Here is a 19598-nt window from a genome sequence, read left to right as displayed (position 1 = left end):
GGATGGGTACTCCGACTCCTGCGGTGTCGGGTAGCGAGACGCCCCGACTGCTTTTGGTGGCCGGTGAGGCGGAGAGCACGCGCGTGCTGGAGACGCTGCAGCGCGCGGACCTGCGGGTGTCCGCCGAGCGCGTATCCACCCAGGACGAGCTCCGGGCGACGCTGGAGAAGCCGTGGGACCTGGTCGTGTGCGGCTCGGAGCTGCCGGGACTGGGCTTCCGCGAGGTGGCCCCGTGGCTGCGCGAGCGCTCGCGCCCGCTGCCCTTCGTCGTGGTCTCGGCGAAGTGGGACGAGGCAGAGATGATCTCCGCCATGGAGGAGGCCGGTGCCAGCAGCTACCTGGAGCAGGAGCGGCTGGCCACGCTCGTGCCCGTGGTGCGCCGCGAGCTCAAGCGCATCATCGAGCGCCGCCAGCACCAGGAGGCGGAGAAGCAGCAGGCAAGCTCGCGCTGGCTGCTGGAGCGCATCGTCGACAGCCTGCCCTTCGTCCTCTTCGCCAAGGACGCCGAGGAGCGCCGGCTGCGCGTGGTGAACAAGACGTTCGCCGACGCGTTCGGTGTCACCAAGGAGTGGCTGCTCGGCAAGCTGGACCACGACTACTTCCCGCAGGAGCAGGCCGACTCCTTCGTGGCCATCGACACGGAGATCCTCCAGACGAAGAAGCTCAAGCGCTTCGAGGAGGTGGCGCGCACGGGTGGGGTGGACCGCATCTACGCCACGCGCAAGCTGCCGCTCCTGGATGACGCCGGCGAGGCCCGCTACGTGCTGGGCATCACCGAGGACATCACCGAGCGCAAGGAGGCCGAGGAGGCCCTGCGCAAGTCCAAGGCCGAGCTGGAGGAGGCCAACAAGCGCCTGGCGGAGAACCTGGAGGAGCTCAAGAAGAGCCGCGCCGTGTCCGCGCGCACGCTGGCCAGCTATCAGCAGCGGGCGCTGCAGATGGAGATCATCCGCCAGCAGAACGAGGACCTGGACCGGCTGGCCACGGAGCTGGCCCTCGCCAAGCGCAACGAAGAGGACCGCGCGCGCGAGGCCGAGGCCGCCGCCCGGCTCAAGAGCGAGTTCCTGGCCAACTTCAGCCACGAAATCCGCACCCCGCTCAACGGCATCATCGGCTACTGCGACTTGCTGATGCGCGAGGAGGGCAGCCGGCTCACCGCCCACGGCCGGCGCGACCTCAACGTGGTGAAGAAGAACGCGCAGACGCTGCTCGCGCTCATCAACGACATCCTCGACCTGTCCAAGATTGAAGCGGGCCGGATGGAAATCGTGGTGGAGCGGGTGGACATGCAGGAGCTGGCCGAGGAGTGCCTGGCCACGGTGAAGGAGTACCTCAAGGGCAAGGACGTCGAGCTGCGCACGGACATCCACGAGCGCACGACGTACGTGCGCACGGACGCGCTGAAGCTGCGTCAAATCCTGCTCAACCTGCTGTCCAACGCGGCCAAGTTCACCGAGTCCGGCGAGGTGTCGCTCACCGTGCGCCCGGAGGGCAACGAGGCCGTCTTCATCATCGAGGACACGGGCATCGGGATTCCCCCCGAGCAGCTCAGCGTCATCTTCGAGAAGTTCCGCCAGGTGGACGGCTCCTCCACGCGCAAGGTGGGTGGCACCGGGCTGGGGCTCGCCATCGTCAAGGAGCTGAGCAAGGTGCTGGGCGGCGGGGTGGAGGTTCAGAGCACCCTGGGTCGCGGCACCACCTTCACGGTGCGGCTGGCCGGCGTGCTCGAGGGCGATGCGCTGGGCGGCTCGCGCGAGCTGGACAAGCCGGTGTCCCCGCACGACGTGGGCGCGGCGCTCGCCCCCATCGTGCAGGGCGGCACCGTGCTGGTAGTGGATGATGATCCGCTCGTGCAGCACCTGGTGTCCGGACAGCTCGGGCCCGCGGGCTTCACCGTGGTGACGGCCACGGATGGGCTGGACGCGCTCAAGAAGGCGCGGGAGCTGCGCCCGCACGCCATCGTGCTGGACATCCACCTGCCGCGCCTGGACGGCTGGAGCGTGCTGTCCACCCTCAAGAGCGAGCCGGACCTGGCGCGCATCCCCGTCATCATCATCTCCGTGGAGGAGCAGCGGGCCCGCGGCTTCTCGCTGGGCGCGTGTGAGTACCTCGTCAAACCCATTGAGCCCGAGCACCTGGTGGAGGTGGTGCGCCGCAGCATCGGCACCGCCACCGGCGCGGGCGAGGTGCTGGTGGTGGATGACGATGCCACCACCCGCGAGCTCGTCAGCCGCTCCCTGCGCCGCGCGGGCTTCTCCACCAACGAGGCCCACAGCGGTGAGGACGCCCTCCTCAAGGCGCGCGTCTCCCCGCCCACGCTGGTGGTGTTGGACCTGATGATGCCCAACCTGGACGGCTTCGAGGTGCTGCGCCGCCTGCGCGCCGAGAAGCTCAACGTCCCGGTGGTGGTGCTCACCGGCAAGACGCTCTCCGCCGAGGACCAGGCCCTGCTCCGCGACGGCTTCGCCGGCTTCGTCCAGAAGGGCGGCCATGCCCTGGAGGACGTCATCGGCCAGGCCAAGGGCATCCTGCTCAAGCAGAGCGCCCAGCGCGCCGGCCGCCTGCCACGCATCCTCTACGTCGAGGACAACCCCCAGAACCGCGACATCGTCCGCCGCTACCTCGGAGGCCTCTTCGAGGTGCTGGAGGCCGAGGACGGAGAGCTGGGGGTGGAGCGCGCCACGCGCGAGGTGCCGGACCTCATCCTGATGGACCTGTCCCTGCCCCGCCTGGACGGCTGGGAGGCCACCCGGCGCCTGCGCCAGCTCCCCGCCGCGGCCAACATCCCGGTCATCGCCGTCACCGCCCACGCCGGACGCGAGTACCAGGAGAAGGCCACGGCCGCCGGCTGCGACGCCTACCTCACCAAGCCGTTGGACCGTGAGACGTTGCTCGAGACCATCCGCAAGCACCTGGGGCGTGGCAATGGCTGATGCCCCCAAGGCCCTGGTCCTCGTGGTGGACGATGATCCGGATCTGCTGGAGCTCGTCCGCCGCACCCTGGCGCCGCACTTCGAGGTGCAGACGCACCGCTCCGCCCTGGGTGTTTCCAACCTGGTGCGCAACGTGGAGCCGGATCTGGTGCTGCTGGACGTGAATTTCCCCGCGCTCAAGGGGGACCAGGTCGTGAGCCTGGCCCGCCGCTACGCACCCCAGCACACGAAGTTCATCCTCTACTCGGCCTCGGACGAGGCGCGGCTGCGCTCGCTGGCCCGGGCCTCCGGCGCGGACGGCTACCTCTCCAAGAGTGTCCAAGGCGCGGAGCTCATCCAGAAGCTCACGGCCTTCCGCGAGCAGAGCCGCAGCGCGCCCTCCTGAGCAAAACAAGACTGGGGCAGAGTGGGACGGCCCTGCCCCAGCCCGTGGGACACTGAGAAGACACGGTCACGAAGGAGCTGCCGGAGGGAAGGCGACACCCTCCGAGAACCGGACACGCCCGGAGAGAGAAGGCGTGTCGATCCTCAGGATGTGTCCGCGCGACCCGATGAAACAGTGTGCCGCGGTACACCGTCCGCCCGTACAAGGCGGCGTATCCCTCTAGGGATGCGAGTCCATAGCGCCGGAGAGTCCGGACTGGTACCCCACCATCGCCATCTCCACGCGGTTCTGCACCCCCAGCTTGCGATAGAGATTGGAGACGTGCGCCTTCACCGTGCGCTCGGTGATGCCGAGCCGGGCGGAGATCTGCAGGTTGTCCGCCCCGCTCGCCACCAGGCTCAGCACCTCGCGCTCACGCAGGGTGAGCCGATCCAACGGAGAGGCCCGCTCGCTCGCCTCCTGGGCGGCCTGCACCGGGCTCACGAGCTCCGACGGAACCACCCACTCGCCTCGGGCCACCTGCTCGATGGCGGACACCAGCTCAGCGCAGCTCACGTTGAGCTTGCTGACGAAGCCAGCGGCCCCGGCCTGGAAGCAGCGCTCCATCTGCGGGAGCTCCCGCTGGCCCGAGAGGACGAGCACGCGGACTTGCGGATACCGCTCCCTCAGCAGCGTCACCAGCCGCAGGCCGTCGTCCATTTCCTTGGTATCCGGGCGCTCGAGCCGTAGATCCACCACGGCCACATCCAGAGCCGAGTCCTGGAGCTGCGCCAGGAACCCCTCCACGTCGGGGCTCTGGACGGTTACCTCCAAGCCCGCGTTCGCGAAAAGCGCAACCAGGCTTTCACGAAAGAGCTGCTGATCCTCCAGGATGCCAATCCGGATCCGCTGTCCCGCCTGCATGTGACTCTCCCTTGCCCTTCCCAGGTCCCAACCAACAGGCAGAGTCCACCCTATAGGGCAGAGTCTACCCCATAGGGCGGAGTCCCACTCCACCCGAGCGAACTATATCCATCCTGGTTGCAATGGCAGGGAGACTCGTCTGGTCAGGTGTCATGCAGAAGGCAGTTGAAGCGTTCTGGCTAGACCCTTGCCTCACTGGCTCAAGGACAGGGAAGCAGGCAGGCGTATTCGCACACGGCCTATCTGCTCCACGAGAACTTGGCGGTCGTCGGGCAGCAGGTGGAACCGGACGCAGCAGCCGGCGACATACATCCGCAGACCATCCCCGTCCGGCTGGGCCACTTCGCGCCAGAGGGGATCATGCGGCGGCAGATACTCGGCGGCATCTGCGATGGTCTGGAGCTGCTCCTGCAAGGAAGCCCGCACGTGAGTAGGCAGCTCTTCCATCAGGGGGGTCAAAGACATGTCGATATGTATGGAGTATGACATTGTGTCTCCACCTTTCGCAGCGCACTCCAATGTGGAAACTGTACTCACGGCCGACATCGCCCTGGCCGCCTGGAGTGCTCGTGGAACCTGACCCATCCCCGAGTGATTCCCGACGCACCGGGTCAAAGAGGAGCGTCCACACCCTAGACGGTTGACGGGACGAACAGCGGCGACAAGCTACATCAGGGGGTCATGTTAGCCTGCCTCACCTCGGAGGTTGAGCACATGAACGGGGTCGAGGCCGAGCCGTCCGCGAGGACATGGCTGAAAGTACAACGGCGCATGCTGTGGAGGCGGGCCGTCACCGAGCCCCTGGAGCCGCAATTGCCTCTGCCCGGGACGCGAGTGGGCGGGCTGTACCTGGAGGCGAGGCTGGGCGGCGGAAGCCAGGGCACGGTGTACCGGGCCAGGAGCCCGAGCGGGAAGGCGTACGCGGTGAAGTTCATCCACCTGCCTCGCGCGGCGGCCTGGGCGTGGCGGGAATTGGAGGTGCTGCTGCGGTTGCGGCGCATCGGCTGGGTGTTCGTGCGAGGGCACGGTGAGTGGCCGGAGAAGGCGCCGCGCTTCATCTACCTCGTCATGGAGTACGTCCAGGGGCGGGCGCTGCACGCGTGGGCGAAGCGGCACAACCCGTCAGCGAGGCAGGTGGCGGAGCTGGTGCGAGCGCTGGCGCAACAACTCGCGGCCGTGCACCGGGCCGGCGTGGTGCACCGCGACGTCAAGTGCGCCAACGTGGTGGTGCGCGAGGCGGACGGTCAGCCCGTGCTGGTGGACTTCGGCGTGGGCACCTTCCCCGGCGCGCACCAGGTGACGGGCCCCGTGCTGCCGGGCACCGCGCCCTACCGCAGCCCGGAGGCAGAGCGCTTCAAGCGGCGCCGCCGCGAGGGCGAGCGCTACGAGGCGAGCACCCGGGATGACCTGTGGGCATTGGGAGTGCTGCTCTACTGGCTGCTGACGGGCACCTTCCCGTTCCAGGTGAGGGAGGCGGGCGACGCGGACGCGGACGCCTGGGCGCTGGGAGAGGCCATCCTGCACCAGCAACCCGAGGCCCCCCAGGCGCGCAACCCGCGTGTGCCGCAGACGCTCGCGGACGTGTGCCTGCGCCTGCTGGAGAAGGCACCCGAGGCGCGCTACCCGGACGCTCGAGCGGTGGATGCAGCGCTGGAGGAAGCACGGGCCCGAGCGGACGCGACGTGGGACGTGCCGCTGTGCGAGGCCTGGGGCCCGGACACCGCCACCACGGCGGCGGAGGCAGAGCTGGAGAACGAGGACGAGGAGGCTCGGTGGCGGCGGCTGGAGGAGTACGAGCTGCGCCACCCACGTCGCGGCGAGCCCACCTCCCAACCCGAGGAGCCCGCCACGCCGGCACCGCCCACGGTGGCCGCGCCCGCAAGCGAGTCGGAAGCCCTCCCCGTCTCCGCACCACCGCGAGCACGCAACACCACTCGGTGGTGGGCGAGCGCGGGCCTCGCGCTGGTTCTGGGGCTGGCAGTCCTTGGGCTTGCTCGCCGCTCGACCTCTCCGGTGGCCTCCGCCCCTCCCACGCTCGAGGTGAGACCCGCCCCCAGCCAGGAAGTGGCGCCCGAGAGGAAGCAGCCGGAAGGTGACGGAGGCGCAGCGCCTCCAGAGGCGGCAACCCCTGCGCCCGTCGCCCGTGCGACGCCCGCCAAGGACACGCACGTGAAGCCCTCACGGAAGACGTCCCAGAAGGAATCGAGCACCCCGGCCACCAAGGCGGGAGCGCTCTTGACCTGCACCGCCCTCCTCACCGGATGCACAGGGCCCACCACCGCCCAGGTGCGCCCCACGCCCGCCCCCGCGGAGTGCCCTCCTGACGCGGCGCAGACCATGAAGGAGTTGGAGTTCGGGGAGATAGGCCGTGACCGTTACGGGCACGTCTCGATTCCCGGGAGCGAGCCGATCACCACCGTGCGCCCGGGTCCCGCGACTCTGGTCCTGGATGAGGACTGGGGAAAGCTGCCGCTCGGCACGCTCTTCTCCGGAGAGATCCTCTTCGGGGAGAAGGAGGTGTTTGGCCGCTTCACCCGGGCCCACACGCCCAACGGTCACACGTACTCCGTCTGCATGGTGGTGACGCGTGGAGGATCAACCAGGAGTTGGGGAGGAAAGAGGGTCGAGAGCGAACAGGGCATCGCCACCGTCCGAGGCAGCGCGTTCATCTTCCCAGTGAAGCGCTTCGAGTAGAGCACGAGCGGCGAACGGAGCGGGCAGCAGAAAACGAGGGCGGAAGCGAGGAACCTACGTCGGAGGTCCTTGCTACTCTGGGTCACTCCGGAGGTTATCCCCCCATGACCGCACCGCTCGTCGCGACCCTGCTGCTCGCACTCCTCACGGCAACACCCGCCCCCCGCCAGCCCGCGCCCGGGGAGTGGAACGGAATGGGCGTGCGCCACCTGGAGCTGACAGCCGAAGGCATGGGGCAGAACCATGCGGTGCACATCAGCCCCCACCGCACCACCACCTTCGTGCTTCACGCTCCCTTGCAACGCGGCGGAGTGGCAGTGGAGGAGCGCGAGCACTTCCTCTCGGTGACAGTGGATGAGGCCGTCGGAGTGGTCACCCTCCTTCCCGCGGGCTCGCTGCCATCGGGCAGGGAATTGCTGCTGACGGTGCGCTTCGCGGATGGCGCGGCGCCTGAAGGGGCCACCTTCCGGCTGGTGGTGCACCCCCTCCAGGCCGAGCAGCAGGTGGAGGTGTACCGTCGGCCCCACGCAGGAGAGACGAGCGAGCAGGCGGTTCAGAGGGAGCGCGAGCGGGCCGAGCGGTGCGAGGTGGAACTGGCGCACACCCGGGCGGAGGGGACGCCTCCCGAGGGCCTCATGAACCTGTTCGTCTCCGGACTGGTGGGTGAAAACCACGGGCTCTCGGTGCGGGACATTACAGAGGACCTCACCCCGCCTCCCGGCGAAGCCTTCGTGGTGCGGCAAGCCTGGAGCTACCGCGCAGAACAGGGAAAGCGGGTGGCCGTGGAGCTACGGGTGAGGAACACTGGCCCCCAAGCCTGGACGGCGGAAGAAGCGCGGTTGGTGGGCCCGGAGGGCGTCCGGCTGCGGGTGCTCCGCGTGTGGCAGCCTGGGCCGCTTGCCCCCCAAGCCCAGGACCGAGTGGTCGTGGAGGCGGAGGCCCCCTCGGAGCAGGCGCGGGGCCCCTTCCTTCTCGAATTGAGAGCGGCGGGAGGAACGCGAATCCTCGCCGTGCGCGGCGTGAACTTCCCGGAAATACAACTGTTTCCCCCGTGATGCATGGCGTGCTGGGACAGGTAACCCCTGGTCAACCTCTCAGGTCATTCCCTTCGGGTTTATCTCTGCGGTAAGGTCCTCCTCAACGTCGCGTTACTTCAGAGGTCATCAACCGATGCGTGAACCTGTGCGGATTGGCCGCCATCAGAGGAGTCTGTTCAATGTCTATCTTCGACATCCATTTCCCCCGCCTCACGGCTCGTGACATCCTGCTCTCCCACGGAGGCATCGACTACTACCGGCTCAAGACGCTGGTCGCGGGCCCTGGCGAGCGGAAGGTGTACCTGTGCCTGCCGCGCACCGGGTTCAAGGAAGGCCCGCTAGTCGAGATCGCGGTGCTGGACAGCGACGCTTCGCTGACGAATCACAGGCGCATGAACGAGGAGGCGGACTTGCTGAAGCGAATGTCACACCCGTCCATTCCTCACGTTCACGGCGTCTTCAAACAGAACGGCCGCAGGTACCTCGTCATGGATTACGTGTTTGGCTTCAGCTTGAACATGATCGGCCACTACGCATGCATGCGTAAGCGGCCCATGTCCGAGAGATTCATCGTTCATGTAGCTCGGGAGGTGGCAAAGGTGCTGGACTACGTACACTCGCTCAAGGATGCAGAGGGCAAGCCCCTGGGCATCATCCACCGCGGTATCGACCCCTACAGCATCCTCGTGGCCTATGACGGCCGAATCATTCTGACGAAGTTCGTGTCGGCGTACTCGCGCGTGGCCGGGCGCGAGACGACCAACCCGTACATCCTCCGAGGAGAGGTCGACTTCGCCGCTCCGGAGTACCTGTGTGCGCCCAGCCTGCGCATCGTGGTGGATGGCCGCGCGGACCTCTTCTCGTTGGGCCTGGTGATCGTGGAGCTGGCCACCGGCCAGCAGCCCTACGCCACGGACGAGATGGAGAAGGCCGCCGCTCAGCTTCCCCCGAACCTGTTCGAGGACAAGCTCAACGCGGCGTGGCTGACGGAGGTGCAGTGCTGGACGACGGTGGAGGACCTGTCCCGGCGAGCCTCGGCCATTCGTCCCGAGTACGTCGAGCAGCTGACGCAGCACCTGTCCGCCCCCGTGCAGAAGGTCTTCCTCAGGCTGCTGCGTCGCGAGCCCTCGGAGCGCTACGCCTCCGCCGCCGAGCTGCTGGCGGACCTGGATGAGTGCGCCAGGCAGTGGGACACGCCCTACGGCCCGGTGGAGGCCATGGAGGAGCTGCTGCAGGCCCGGGAAGAGGCCGAGACACGAGGGCCCGCGGAGTTCCGGCCCTCCGATGATGACGAGCGCAGGGCCGGTGACGTGTACTTCCTGATGGACCACTAGCCCGCCGGCACAAAGTGCGCTCTCTGCTGGCACGAATCCCTGCGCCGTGGCTAGCTGCCGTTATGGGTGCACTGGCCGACATCCTCTCGCTGCGGCGCGGGGACATTCTGGAGCGGTTCGAGCGCACGGTGCGTGCCCACTTCCCCATGGAAGGCCGGACGCGCTCCGCCGTCATCGACACGTTCCCGGTGCTGCTCGATGAGCTGTTGGACCTGCTCCGCGGACACCCTCGCGCGCAGGTGCTCGACACGGCGGCGCAGCACCGCGCCCAGCGGAGGGACCTGGGCTACGACGTCACGCAGATCGTCCGCGAGTATGGGCTCCTGCGGGACTGCATCCTCGAGCTGCTGCAGGAGACGGGTGGCACGTTGGACCTGGCGGAGAACAGGCTCCTCCACCAGGGCATCGACCTCGCCATGGCGGACGCTGTCGCGGAGCGCGAGCGCGCGGTCCGAGCAGAGACCGAGGAGCAGCGGACCCTGCTCCGGGACATCATCGCCCAGAGTGGTGACGGCATCATCATGGCGGATGCCCAGGGCGTGCTGCGCCTCTTCAACCCCGAGGCCGAGCGTCAGCACGGACGACCCCTGAAGGAGCTGACCACGCAGGAGTGGATGGAAGGGTTGTCCGATGAGGAGGCTCGCCCGCTGACGCTGGAGCAGGTGCCGCTGCACCGCGCGCTCCAGGGAGAGCTCGTGCGGGACGAGAGCTTCTGGATTCACCGTCCGGATGGTACGCGGCTGCCCATCTCCATCACGGCCCGGCCCCTGCGCTGGCCCGATGGCTCCCTGCGCGGCGCAGTGCTCACCTCGCGAGACGTGGCACTGCGGCGCGCCCTGGCCAAGGAGCGCGAGGAGGCCCTGGCGTTGTTGGACACGCTGCTGGCCACCGCGCCCGTGGGCCTGTCCTTCATCGACAGGGAGTTGCGCTACGTGCGCATCAACCATGCGCTCGCCGCCATCAACGGCGTCCCCGTGGAGCAGTCGCTCGGGCGCACCGTGTGGGAAGTCATCCCGCGCATTGCCCCCTCCAACGCGCCCAACTACCAGCGTGTCTTTGAGACCGGCGAGTCGGTGACCAACATGGAGCTCCATGTGCCCACGGCCGGCCGGGGGGGCGAGCTCGGTTACTACCTGGTGAGCTACTCGCCGGTGAAGGACCGCGAGGGCCGCACCCTCATGGTGGCCACAGCCGTGGTGGACATCACCGAGCGCAAGCGCTTCGAGGAGCAGCTGCGCCAGACAGCGGAGTTCCGCGAGCGGTTCCTCGGCATTGTCAGCCATGACCTGCGCAATCCCCTGAGCATCATCAGCCTGTCGGCCGACCTGCTCCTGCGCCAGGAGACGCTGCCGGAGCGCTCGCTGCGGCTCGCCCAGCGCATCGCGCTCAACGCGGAGCTGATGGCGCGGATGATTGGAGATCTGCTCGATCTCACGCGCGGGCGGCTGGGAGGCGGCATCCCCATTACGCCCGCCCCCACCGACCTGGAGTCGCTGGGCCACCGCGTGGTGAGCGAAGTGGAGGTGTCCCACCCAGCGCGCGAGCTGCTGCTGGAGACCCACGGCGACCTGCAGGGCGAGTGGGATGCGGATCGGCTGGCCCAGCTGCTCAGCAACCTCCTCAAGAACGCCCTCGACTACAGCCCCCCGGCGACACCTGTGACCCTGGCCCTCTATGACGAGGGAGAGCGCGTGCGCATGGAGGTACGCAACCAGGGCGAGCCCATCCCGGCCGAGCTGTTGCCCGACCTCTTTGAGCCCTTCCGCCGAGGAATGGCGCGCGGTCGGTCGCCCTCCGGGCTAGGGCTCGGGCTCTACATCGTCCGGCAGATCTCCACCGCGCACGGGGGCACCGTCGAGGTGCGCTCCACACACGAGGAGGGCACGGTCTTCACCATCCGTTTGCCTCGCGCTGTCCCTCGTCACGAATGAGTGTCATCTTCCCGGCTTTGCCCGACTGGCCGGGCTTGGCAAGGATGGTTCTTACCGGCTTTGCACATCTCCCGGGGAGCTGACGTCGGATTTCTGGCCTCACGACTCGCTTCCATGAGGGGCGGGCCTCCCAGTGCGGGTGCGAGGATGTATCCTAGAGCTCCGCAAACCACCTTTCGCACTTCATCCAAGGGGAACTCATGTCCGAGAGCGAGAACAAGATTCGTGTCCTCGTGGTGGACGACGATGTCGATCAGCTGATGCTTCTGGAGCGGACGCTGCACGCCTATGGCTTCGAGGTGCGCACGCATCGCTCGTCACTGGGTGTCTCGAACCTGGTGCGCAACGCGATGCCGGACCTGGTGCTGTTGGACGTGAACATCCCGGCGCTCAGCGGCGACAAGGTGCTGACGCTGGCGCGCAACCAGGCCCCGCCGGCCACGCGCTTCATTCTCTATTCAGCTTCGGACGAGTCCAAGCTGCGCGCGCTCGCACTGGCCTCGGGAGCAGATGGCTACATCTCCAAGAGCGTCCAGGGCGAGTCCCTGGCCCGCAAGCTGATCAGCATCTACAAGAAGAGCCGGCTGCCGCCCGCCGCGAGCGCCCGCTAATCCCCACTACTCCCTCTCCCCTCGGGCAGGGCGGGCGCATCTAATTCTCGGGAAAGCCAGCCAGCAGGACACGTAGCAAATAGTCGGTGTCCCACCCAGCCTTCTTGCGCCGGGTAGGGACACCGGCCTTGAGTGTCTTCTCACGTCGCAGCAGCGTGAGGGCAATGCGGCTGAGCACGGCGAAATTCTGCGCCCCATTGAAGTGGCGGATGGTGCGCGAGTCCTCGCCCATGCACACGTCCAGGCACCAGTGCAGCCCATTCTCCACGCCCCAGTGGCCGCGGATGAGGCCGGTGAGCTTGCGAGCCTGGGGTGGCAGGCTGCTGAGGTAGTAGTGCCACTCCTGGCTCACCTTGCCCTTGAGCGTGCGCTCGCGCCGCAGCAGCACGGCAGTGCGCAGCCGGGGCCACTTGTGTGCGCTGGGCGGTAGGTCTTCTGGCCGCAGGGCCACTGCCCAGGCTGTACGCACCTCGCGTCGGCCATGTCCCTTGCTCACGCTGCGGCTGTGAGTGTCCACCCCAGAGTGGCTCGCCTCGGGGTTGGCACGCACCGGGGCGAACATGTCCTTGACGTGGGAGTACAACGGCCCGCGGTTGCCCTTGAGGTGCAGCACGTAGTCAGCTCCCGCGTGCACCACGGCCTGGGCCACCTTGGCCGTGCACCCGTTGGCGTCCACCGTCACCACTGCCCCTTGCAGTTGCAATTGCGCCAGCAACTCGGGGATGGCCGCCACCTCTCCGGGTGCTCCCGCTACGGCCTGCTGCGCCAACAGCAGCCGCTGCTCGCTGGCCCATACGTGCACCAGATGCAGCGGCGAGCCCGCCAGGGTCTTGCTCAGTGCGCCTCGCACACTCTTACCGTCTACCGCCACTACCTGGCCGCGCACCTCCCTGGCCAGTGCCTGCATCCACCGGCGCATGCAGGCCTCGAATGCCTGGGGGTGTAGTGCGCACAGCACCCGGCGGAAGGTGTCCGCGCACGGCACTCCATGTGGCATGTCCAGGAAGCTGGCCAACCACTGCGCTCGCGACCTGGCAAATTGTGCCAGTCCCTCCCACCCGTCAGCTCCAGCAATCACCGCGCACAGCGCCATCACCAGCACGTTGCTGAGCGCATGGCGCTTGGTGCGCGCCACTCGGGGGTCCTTCAGCCCCCCGAAGTGCTCGAGAATGAGTTGAACCACAACCTGCCCACCCTGCCCGCCCTGCCCCTGTGACTCCATAAGTGGGCCCAGCCTATGGAAGTCCTCTGACCTCCTGCGTGAGCCCACTGCCAACCCGCTGATTTGACTGGCGCTTTAGATGCGCCCGCCCTGCCCCTCGGGAGAGGGTCGGGGTGAGGGTAGCCGAGCCCGTTCTCCAACCCGTAGCTCGCAGTGTGGACAGAGGGTGCAACCCGGGTTTACCCGATACCCTCACCCCCCGCCCTCTCCCAGAGGGAGAGGGGGCAGCTCACAGGAGCGCGGCGACTTCCTGGTAGACGCGGCGGAAGTCACCCTGGGCCCCGATGAGCCGCAGGTTCTGCGCCAGTCCCCCGGTGGAGCGGAAGAACATCACGGCCTCGGCGGGTGGGCGGATCTTCAAGAAGCGAGTGGCGTTGCGCGCGAAGTGCAGCTTCATGTCGCGCGTGATGGAGCACGTGGCGTAGTCGTACGGCGCCGAGCGCATGGGCCGTCCGGCGATGTGGAGAATCTCCTGGATGAGCTCGGTGGCCTCCACGTCCGGCAGCTCCGTGGTGAAGCCCACCTCGCGGCTCAGGCCGAGCACGTCCATGGGCTCCAGCCGCATGGCGTGCACGAACATGCGCCGGTTGGCGTCCACGAAGCGCGGAGAGAAGCGCTTGATAGAGCCGAAGTCGAGCAGCCCCAGCCGCCCGTCCTCGAGCACCATGAAGTTGCCCGGGTGCGGATCCGCGTGCATCTCCCCGACGGTGAAGAAGGGCCCGTAGATGGCGAGGATGAGCTGGCGCGCCACGCGGTAGCGCTCCTCGGCGGAGGGCTCGGAGACAACCCAGTCCTTGAGGGTGCGGCCCCGGAGCAGCTCCAGCGTGAGCACGCGCCCGGTGGTGCGCTCGGTGATGACCTCGGGCACCTTCAGGTCCGGTAGGCGAGCCACGCCGCGAGCGAAGGCCGTGCACAGCGAGGCCTCGCGCAGGTAGTCCGTTTCCAGGAGCAGCTCGTCGCGCAGCTCGTGGAAGTAGGCGGTGCCGTCGGCGAGCCGCGAGGCCTTGGAGACGGTCTTCACCACCAGGCCCAGGTTCTCCATGTCGCCGGAGAGCGTCTGGGCGATGCCGGGGTACTGCACCTTCACCGCCACGGGGCGGCCGTCGTGCAGCACGGCGCGGTGCACCTGGCCCAGCGAGGCGGAGGCGAGCGGCGTCGTGTCGAACTCGCGGAAGAGGGCCTCCGGGGTGTCCCCCAGCTCCTCGCGCACGACGCGCGCCACCACCTCGTAGGGCATGGGCGGGGCCTCGTTCTGCAAGCGAGCGATGACCTGGCGCACCTCGGGGGAGAGCAGCTCCGTGTCCATGGACACCGCCTGGCCGAGCTTCATGGCCGCGCCCTTGAGCTCTCCCAAGGTGGAGACGAGCTTCTCGGCGGCGGCCTTGCTGAGCAGCTCCGGCTCCTGGCCGACGAGCCGCTTCGCCCCACTCTTCAGGACGTCCGCGCTGAGTTGGGCGGAGAGGCCGGCGAGCTTGCGGAAGCGGTTGAAGCGGCCCTGGGTGGGGAGCTTGTCATCGAGGTCGGAAGGATCAGAGGCCATGCGCGGGGACCCATCCTAACGGTGGGTCACGGGCGATGCATTGCTTCGCAGCCTGACCCGGAGGGCATGCCAGCGCCTCAGTGCCTCGAGGTGGAGCGGGTCCACCCGGAGAGCCGCCTCGTAGGAGGCCAGGGCCTCATTCAAGCGGTTGGCGGCTCGGAAGGCATCTCCGGAGGCCAGGTGCAGCGCCGAGTGGCCGCCGATCTCCGGGTGGCGCGCGAGGAAGCGCTGGCGGCACGCCTCCAGGGTGGTGACGGTGAGGCCCGCGGCGAGGCAGCGCATCACCCCGTCCAGGTTGCGCAGCTCCGCGTCGTACTCCACGCGCCGCTCCAGGTGGCCAAGCACGAGGAGCGCCTGGGCCACCTTGGAGAGGGCGCGCTGCACGAGGGCGCGCTGTCCGGGAGACAGCGGAAGGGAAATCAGCGGCTCGAGCCGGTTGCGGCACTCACGCGCGTGGGCGCGCACCTTGTCCGCGTCCGCGTCCCGGGGGATGCCCAGCACGGCGTAGTGGTCCCCGGAGAGGCGCTGGCGGAACTCGCGCAGCAGGGGCTCGGCGCGGGCGTCGTCCTGGGGCGCGGGAGGAGGCGTGGGCTCCGGAGTCGGCTCCCCCGAGAGCAGCCGGGCGAAGAGCTGTTGGAAGGAGGCCGAGGTGTCGCTCAGCTCCACGCCGAAGCCCGGGGCCATGTTCCACGCCCGGGCCTGCTCGGCGGTCACGTGACGCACCACCTGGCCCAGGCACTGCAGCTCGCCCCCAGGCAGCCGCAGCAGCAGCGACACGTCGGAGCGCAGCGGTGGCGGCTCCTCGCCGGTGCGCAGGAAGAGGCCGGTGCGGCCCACGCGCTCGCAGGGGTACTCGCGAACGCCCAGTGAGCCATGCACCGGGACGCGCGCAGTGAAGCCCACGGTGGGCGGCAACGGCGCGGGCGTGCGTGCCCGGGTGACAGTGGCCTCCAGCGCGGCGCGCAGCTCGGCGGCAGTGGCGTAGCGCGCGTCGGGACGCTTGGCGAGCGCGCGCAGCAGCACCGCGGAGAGCGCGGGTGGAATTCCCGGACGCACCTCATGAGGCGGGCGCGGGGCCTGCTGGAGGTGGGCCACGAGGATTTCGGCCGCGTTGCTGCCACTGAAGGGCGCGGTTCCGGTGAGCAGCAGATAGCCGAGCACCCCCACCGCGTAGAGATCCGTGCGTGCGTCCACGTCCTTGCCGCCGCACTGCTCGGGGGCCATGAACTCGGGCGTGCCCATGAGCACGCCGGTGCGGGTGGGCGTCTCCCCGTCGAGCCGGACGAGCCGCTTCGCAATACCAAAGTCGAGCAGCTTCACGCGGTGGCGCCCGTTGGGGCCCGGCGTAAGAAAGACATTGGCGGGCTTGAGGTCGCGGTGGACGATGCCATGCGCGTGCGCCGCGCCGAGCGCGTCACACACCTGCGCGAGCAGCTCCACCACCAGCGCCGGCTCGAGCGGCCCGCGCGCGAAGGCGGCCAGGCTCTGCCCCTCCAGGTACTCCATGACGAAGTAGGGGCGGCCCTCCCGGGTGTCGAGGTCGTAGACGGTGACGACGTTCTCGTGCTGCACGAGGCTCATGGCGCGGGCCTCGGCGAGGAAGCGCGCGACGAGCTCCGGCTCCTCCGCCAGGTGACGGTGGAGCACCTTCACCGCCACGCGCTTGGGGATGAGGACGTGCTCCGCGAGCAGCACCGTGCCCATGCCTCCGCGGCCCAGCTCGCGCCGGGACACGAAGCTCCCAAAGCGCTGGCCCACGAGCTTCTCGCCCCGCTCGCTCGAAGGCGGCAGCGTGGGCGACAAGGGTGGACGAAGCTCGGAAGCCCCCCGCAGGACAGTGGGGCACTCCGCGAGCTCCGGGTGCGGAGTCAGGCAGGCGCAGCTCGGACGAAAGGTGGGTTCCACGGCACTCTCTTCCCATGCCATGTTCATGCCGACACCTCGGAGAGAGATTCGCCGACTTACTGCGTCGCGAAGTGGCTGAAACCCCCTCCCTGTAGGGCACTATCGGCGCGTATCCCCTGATTCCCTGGTGCGGGGAGGCGCGAGTACAGGCTGTAAAAAGCACCGAAGCCGGGCTGAAACTTCTACCGCTTTGCCACCTCTTTCTCGCCCTGCGCTTACCGCATGGCCGCCGACAACCCCTCGCGAGGTGTGGAACACAAACGGGTGCGCAACCAGCGGGCGCGGCTGGTGAGGATGAGCACGGGGTAGCAGGGATGCGAGGTGGGACAAACCCAGGGGGCGGAGCATGTGGCCTCCTGCTCACCCACGGTGAGGCGACCTGGCGGACGACGGGGTGCGGCTCAGTGACGGCCGTTGGCGGCGATCAACCCGGAGGCCAACGCAGGCGCGTCGCCCTCCTCCTGCTCCACGTCGAGCACGGAGACGGTGCGGCAGGACTCGTCGACTTCGTAGAGCAGGGCGTAGCCATCCACCATGCAGCGCAGCAGAGGCCGATCGGTCGCACCGAGCTTCAACCACAGCGGGTTGAGGGGCGGTGCAACTTCCGCGAGCTCAGCGATGTCATCAATACGCTGGTGAAGCCGATCGATGAATGCCGGTGGAAGCGCTTTCAAGGTGCTCCACAGCTCCACTGGGATATGGATGCGGTAGGCCATTGGTGCGGGTATGGCCATTGTCCCGAGGACGGACAAGTGGGGGGCTGCGCATTCTCTGACAGGCCAAGACATCTGCCACCCCCGTTCCGACCAACTCCAGACACACCGTCGGCGCGAAGTGTGCGTTAGCCGTCAGGAGAGGGGCCGCGGACCCGAAAAGGACGTGCACCCGTTTTCTCGGAAGGTGCGCGGCTCCGTGTTCAGATGCGCCCGTGGAAACCCTCGTTCGCATTGCGGAGGCCCTCGGCCGCTTCTCCGCGCGCTTCGTCCCCAGTTCGTTCGCCATTGCCGTCCTGCTCTCGCTGCTCACCATGGGGCTGGCCCTCGGCTGGGCGGGAGCACCCGCGCCGCGCGTGCTGGAGTCCTGGGGAGGCGGCTTCTGGGAGCTGCTCACCTTCTCCATGCAGATGGCGCTGGTGATGTTCACGGGCTACCTCTTGGCCCTCACCCGCCCGGTGCGCGCGCTGCTCGAGCGTCTGGCAGGGCTGGCGCGAGGCCCCCGGAGCGCGGTGGTGCTCATGGCCGCTGTGTCCATGGGCCTGGCCTACATCAACTGGGGCCTGTCGCTGGTGGCCAGCGCCATGCTGGTGCGCTTCGTGGTGCGACGGCAGCCCGAGGTGGACTACCGCCTGCTGGTGGCCTGTGCCTACTTCGGCCTGGGCGCCACGTGGCACGCCGGCCTGTCCGCCTCCGCACCGCTGCTGGTGGCCACCCCCGGCCATTTCTTGGAGAAGCAGCTCGGCGTCATCCCCATTGACCGGACCCTCTTCTCGCCCTTCAACCTGGGGCTCACCGTGGCGGTGGTGGGAGGCCTCACGCTGCTGGCGTGGGCGCTGCATCCAAAGCCCGGACAGGCGGTGCGGGTGGACCCTGCCATCCTCGAGCAGCTCAAGGACTTCGAGCCCCCCCTGCGCCCGCGCGAGAAGAGCCCTGCCGTGTGGCTGGATTTCTCTCCGCTGCTCAACGTGCTTTTTGGTGTGCTGGGCCTGCTCTGGTTCGCGCGCCACCTGGGGCTCAACGGCGGCTGGAAGGCGCTCAACCTCAACGTGGTGAACTTCCTCTTCCTCACGCTGGCGGTGCTGTTGCATGGCACGCCCGCGCGCCTGCTCAAGGCCAGCGAGGAGGCCGCGAGCGTGCTGCACGGCATTGTCCTGCAGTTCCCGCTCTACGCGGGCATCTACGGCATCTTCAAGGCCACCGGCCTCACCGAGCGCATTGGCCAGCTCTTCGTCTCGCTGTCCACGCCCAGCACCTTTCCCGCCATTGTGTATGTCTACAGCGGTGTGGTGAATTACTTCGTGCCCTCGGGCGGCTCCAAGTGGGCCATTGAAGCGCCCTACCTGCTGGAGGCGGCGAGGACACTTGGGGTGGTGCCAGAGAAGGTGGTGCTCGCATACGCCTGGGGGGACATGGCCACGGACCTCATCCAGCCCTTCTGGGCCCTGCCGCTGCTGGCCGTGGCGCGGCTGGACTTCAAGGACATCCTCGGCTTCCTGCTGGTGGCCTTCTTCGTCTACCTGCCGCTCGTCACCCTCGCCTTCTTCCTCTGGGGTTGAGAGAACCCACCCGTGGCCAGCCGGGGCCCGTCCTGTGGTAGACACCCGGGGCGAAACCCACTCGAGGGGGAGACCCAATGGCAGGCAATCTGAAGAAGCTGGCAATGTGCGCGATGGTGGCGTTTGGCGGTGCGGCGATGGCGCAGGACGCGGCAGCCCCGGCTGCCCCGGCGCAGGAGCCGGTGAAGGCGCCGTCCGCCGAGGCGGTGAAGAGCACCTGGGACTACTTCTACAAGGCGCAGGGCCAGGGCCCCGTGCTGGTGGAGGCCAAGCTGTGCACCGAGGTGGCCAAGGACGGCCCCAACAAGTTCGAGTGCACCGTCGAGGCCAGCCCCGACGCCATCAAGGCCAACACCACCCTGATGCTGTGGCAGTCCTACCTGGTTCCGCAGGGAGACACCATTGATGACCTGATGGTCCAGGTGAAGCAGGGCAACGTGGTGCGCGAGACCAAGGACGTAAAGATCAAGGGCGAGGGCTGGCGCGCCCGTCAGTGGACTGGCGTCCGTATGAACAAGGCCGGCGACTGGACTGTCAGCATCCTCCGCGGAGATCAGGTCCTGAAGACGATCAACGTGAAGGTGCAGTAGTCATCACATACGCGGAACCCCCCACGCGCCCGTCTGGCGGCCTCCGAGCCCCGGACGGGCGTTTTGTTTTGTAGAGCCGCGACAATCCACCCCACAAGGTGGGTGTCTGACAAAACAGCCATTAATCAACACTTTTCCGGGAATTCGACTTTTCACCCCGCGTGGTGGTAGATGTGGGCTGCCTTCAGGCGTGCTCTCTGACCCTGAAGGGCGAGGCTGTGCTGAAGCGTCGGCGAGCGGA

General features: G+C 68.1%; 15 protein-coding genes. 9 read left to right on the top strand and 6 right to left on the bottom strand.

Going from position 1 to position 19598, the window contains the following annotated elements:
• Positions 1-2: 2 nt before the first annotated feature.
• Together F0U60_RS05900 and F0U60_RS05895 are read left to right on the top strand one after the other, a co-directional pair.
• Positions 3-2933, top strand: a complete 2931-nt coding sequence (locus F0U60_RS05900; protein WP_395815155.1) for a response regulator — start codon at positions 3-5, stop codon at positions 2931-2933.
• A complete protein-coding gene (locus F0U60_RS05895) occupies positions 2926-3318 on the top strand; it encodes a two-component system response regulator (RefSeq protein ID WP_395815152.1) in 393 nt (130 codons plus the stop codon). The genes F0U60_RS05900 and F0U60_RS05895 overlap by 8 nt, the downstream gene beginning before the upstream one ends.
• Before the next feature lie 219 nt (positions 3319-3537).
• Here the strand turns inward: F0U60_RS05895 and F0U60_RS05890 are convergent, their stop codons facing one another.
• Together F0U60_RS05890 and F0U60_RS05885 are read right to left on the bottom strand one after the other, a co-directional pair.
• The gene (locus F0U60_RS05890; protein WP_395815149.1) at positions 3538-4221 is read right to left on the bottom strand and encodes a response regulator transcription factor; all 684 of its coding nucleotides are present in this window, start codon (positions 4219-4221) and stop codon (positions 3538-3540) included.
• A 192-nt stretch (positions 4222-4413) separates the two neighbouring features.
• Complete coding sequence (locus F0U60_RS05885; RefSeq protein WP_395815146.1) at positions 4414-4686, bottom strand: hypothetical protein; 273 nt, start codon at positions 4684-4686, stop codon at positions 4414-4416.
• Positions 4687-4935: 249 nt separating this feature from the next.
• Here F0U60_RS05885 and F0U60_RS05880 point away from each other — a divergent pair, with 249 nt between their 5' ends.
• The 5 genes from F0U60_RS05880 to F0U60_RS05860 all read left to right on the top strand — a co-directional run bounded on the left by F0U60_RS05880 (position 4936) and on the right by F0U60_RS05860 (position 11828).
• Entirely contained in the window at positions 4936-6915 is a 1980-nt protein-coding gene (locus F0U60_RS05880) for a serine/threonine-protein kinase (RefSeq protein ID WP_395815143.1), read from the top strand.
• Between the two features lie 104 nt (positions 6916-7019).
• Positions 7020-7970, top strand: coding sequence for a DUF2381 family protein (locus F0U60_RS05875; protein ID WP_395815140.1), 951 nt, complete (start codon positions 7020-7022; stop codon positions 7968-7970).
• 161 nt (positions 7971-8131) lie between these two features.
• Positions 8132-9286 (top strand): serine/threonine protein kinase, encoded by a 1155-nt coding sequence (locus F0U60_RS05870; protein ID WP_395815137.1) that lies wholly within the window; start codon positions 8132-8134, stop codon positions 9284-9286.
• Positions 9287-9348: 62 nt separating this feature from the next.
• On the top strand, positions 9349-11217 hold the full coding sequence (locus F0U60_RS05865) for a PAS domain-containing protein (RefSeq protein WP_395815134.1): 1869 nt from the start codon (positions 9349-9351) through the stop codon (positions 11215-11217).
• A 200-nt stretch (positions 11218-11417) separates the two neighbouring features.
• Entirely contained in the window at positions 11418-11828 is a 411-nt protein-coding gene (locus tag F0U60_RS05860; RefSeq protein ID WP_395815131.1) for a response regulator, read from the top strand.
• 40 nt (positions 11829-11868) lie between these two features.
• On the opposite strand, the gene F0U60_RS05855 is transcribed toward F0U60_RS05860, so the two are convergent.
• From F0U60_RS05855 to F0U60_RS05840, 4 genes are all read right to left on the bottom strand, one after another.
• Positions 11869-13011: an ISAs1 family transposase gene (locus F0U60_RS05855; RefSeq protein WP_395809119.1), complete on the bottom strand. Its 1143-nt coding sequence runs from the start codon at positions 13009-13011 to the stop codon at positions 11869-11871.
• Positions 13012-13279: 268 nt separating this feature from the next.
• Positions 13280-14590 carry an ABC1 kinase family protein gene (locus F0U60_RS05850; protein ID WP_395815128.1) on the bottom strand — a complete coding sequence of 437 codons (1311 nt, stop codon included), beginning with the start codon at positions 14588-14590 and terminating at the stop codon, positions 13280-13282.
• 15 nt (positions 14591-14605) lie between these two features.
• Positions 14606-16495: a protein kinase gene (locus F0U60_RS05845; RefSeq protein ID WP_395815125.1), complete on the bottom strand. Its 1890-nt coding sequence runs from the start codon at positions 16493-16495 to the stop codon at positions 14606-14608.
• 401 nt (positions 16496-16896) lie between these two features.
• Positions 16897-17169: a type II toxin-antitoxin system RelE/ParE family toxin gene (locus tag F0U60_RS05840; RefSeq protein WP_395815122.1), complete on the bottom strand. Its 273-nt coding sequence runs from the start codon at positions 17167-17169 to the stop codon at positions 16897-16899.
• Between the two features lie 254 nt (positions 17170-17423).
• Here F0U60_RS05840 and F0U60_RS05835 point away from each other — a divergent pair, with 254 nt between their 5' ends.
• Positions 17424-18767 (top strand): short-chain fatty acid transporter, encoded by a 1344-nt coding sequence (locus tag F0U60_RS05835; RefSeq protein ID WP_395815119.1) that lies wholly within the window; start codon positions 17424-17426, stop codon positions 18765-18767.
• Positions 18768-18844: 77 nt separating this feature from the next.
• Complete coding sequence (locus F0U60_RS05830; RefSeq protein ID WP_395815116.1) at positions 18845-19357, top strand: hypothetical protein; 513 nt, start codon at positions 18845-18847, stop codon at positions 19355-19357.
• The last annotated feature ends 241 nt before the right edge of the window (positions 19358-19598 follow it).

Source organism: Archangium minus, assembly GCF_044360475.1.
Taxonomy (GTDB): Bacteria; Myxococcota; Myxococcia; order Myxococcales; family Myxococcaceae; genus Archangium; species Archangium minus.
Note: the sequence above shows the minus strand (reverse complement) of the source record. Positions and strands in the feature narration are given on the sequence as shown.

Coding starts and splice junctions, on each gene's coding strand:
- F0U60_RS05890 (WP_395815149.1), bottom strand. CDS start 4,221: ATGCAGGCGGGACAGCGGATCCGGATTGGCATCCTGGAGGATCAGCAG.
- F0U60_RS05865 (WP_395815134.1), top strand. CDS start 9,349: ATGGGTGCACTGGCCGACATCCTCTCGCTGCGGCGCGGGGACATTCTG.
- F0U60_RS05895 (WP_395815152.1), top strand. CDS start 2,926: ATGGCTGATGCCCCCAAGGCCCTGGTCCTCGTGGTGGACGATGATCCG.
- F0U60_RS05875 (WP_395815140.1), top strand. CDS start 7,020: ATGACCGCACCGCTCGTCGCGACCCTGCTGCTCGCACTCCTCACGGCA.
- F0U60_RS05860 (WP_395815131.1), top strand. CDS start 11,418: ATGTCCGAGAGCGAGAACAAGATTCGTGTCCTCGTGGTGGACGACGAT.
- F0U60_RS05870 (WP_395815137.1), top strand. CDS start 8,132: ATGTCTATCTTCGACATCCATTTCCCCCGCCTCACGGCTCGTGACATC.
- F0U60_RS05830 (WP_395815116.1), top strand. CDS start 18,845: ATGGCAGGCAATCTGAAGAAGCTGGCAATGTGCGCGATGGTGGCGTTT.
- F0U60_RS05880 (WP_395815143.1), top strand. CDS start 4,936: ATGAACGGGGTCGAGGCCGAGCCGTCCGCGAGGACATGGCTGAAAGTA.
- F0U60_RS05900 (WP_395815155.1), top strand. CDS start 3: ATGGGTACTCCGACTCCTGCGGTGTCGGGTAGCGAGACGCCCCGACTG.
- F0U60_RS05885 (WP_395815146.1), bottom strand. CDS start 4,686: ATGTCTTTGACCCCCCTGATGGAAGAGCTGCCTACTCACGTGCGGGCT.
- F0U60_RS05850 (WP_395815128.1), bottom strand. CDS start 14,590: ATGGCCTCTGATCCTTCCGACCTCGATGACAAGCTCCCCACCCAGGGC.